A 1,429-nucleotide genomic window follows, 5' to 3' on the forward strand; every position below is an offset into this window, starting at 1 on the left:
CTCGATGTTCGCGACGTCGGTGTTCCTCGCGCAGTACTTCCAGCTCGCCCGTGGCGCCACACCCACCGAGTCCGGCCTCATGACCATCCCGATGATCATCGGCCAGATGGGCGCGTCGATCATCATTGGCCAGCTCGTCAGCCGCTTCGGCAAGTGGAAGGGATGGATGCTCACGGGCTCCGTGCTGACCACCGCCGGCGTCTCGCTGATGGCGACGCTGCGCTACGACACCCCGTTCCCGCTCGTGGCCACGTTCATGTTCATCCTCGGCGCGGGCCTCGGCATGGTCATGCAGAACCTCACCCTGATCGTGCAGAACGACACCGCTCCGCAGCAGCTGGGCGCCGCGTCGTCGAACGTCAACTTCTTCCGCACGATCGCCGGCACGATCGGTGTGACCGTCATGGGCGCGACCCTCTCGACGAGCGTGGCGAACTACATCACCGACGCGCTCGACGGCTTCACGCCGACCACTCCCGAAGAGGTCGACGCGCTGAAGCACCTCGCCACGGGCGACGTGCCCAAGGTCACCCAGCTGCCCGACACGATCCGCGCGATCGTCGAGGGTGCCTACGGCCACGGCATCGCGGATGCGTTCATCATCGCCATCCCGCTCGCCGTGATCGCCATCATCGCGATCGCGTTCATCAAGAACAAGCCGCTGTCGACGAAGAACGCCGCCGAGCAGCTGCGCGAGCAGGCCGAGGAATCCGTTCTCGAGGTCTCCGAGGCAGAGGTCGGCGCCACGATGTCGACCGGTGCGATCCGCATCGCCGGCACCGAGTCCTCGTCCCCGTCGACCGGCTCGGTGACCGTGCTCGAGCGCGACGACCGGGAGTCGAGGAGCTGACATGGTCACCTCGGAAGCGGCGGCGCCCGCTGACGTCGACACCGCCCTCGGCGACCTCCAGACGCATCTGAACCTCATCTTCGCGAGGACCCGGACGCTCTGGAGGGAGTCGGCGGCGCGTAGCGATCCCGAGCTGCAGGTCGGCGGCTACAAGCTGCTGACCTTCATCGATCGGGCGGGCTCCGCCAGCGCTCACGAGCTCGCCGAGCGTTTCGAGATGGACAAGTCGGTCATCAGTCGCCAGGTGCGGATGCTCGAGGGGCTGGGTCTCATCGAGTCCCGGGCCGACGAGCGCGACGGGCGGCTGCGGGTCCTGACGGCGACGCCGTCGGCCTGCGCCGCCCTCACCGAACTGCGCAGCGACCACGCGTCGCGCCTGCGCACGGTCGTGGCAGAGCTCACGCAAGACGAGATCCACGCGGCGTCGAAGGTCTTCCGGCTTCTCTCAGAGGTCTGACCGCCGCACCGGCCGATCTCCCCACGTGTCATCCCGGCTTGTCGATCGAGATCTTCTGTGGTTCAGTCGAATGTCTTGACTTCGCGATTCGGCGTCCCAAGACCGTAGCGAACGGTGCTTCG

2 protein-coding genes are annotated in these 1,429 nt (G+C 67.0%); both read left to right on the plus strand.

What is annotated here, in order from left to right:
- The coding region (locus J7E68_RS08615; protein WP_215171733.1) for an MFS transporter at nucleotides 1–850 on the plus strand (850 nt) is incomplete at its 5' end.
- 1 nt (nucleotide 851) lies between these two features.
- Nucleotides 852–1,307 (plus strand): MarR family transcriptional regulator, encoded by a 456-nt coding sequence (locus J7E68_RS08620; RefSeq protein ID WP_215171735.1) that lies wholly within the window; start codon nucleotides 852–854, stop codon nucleotides 1,305–1,307.
- Nucleotides 1,308–1,429 lie beyond the last annotated feature (122 nt).

The sequence above is a fragment of the Microbacterium sp. ISL-103 genome, from assembly GCF_018613995.1.
GTDB lineage: Bacteria > Actinomycetota > Actinomycetes > Actinomycetales > Microbacteriaceae > Microbacterium.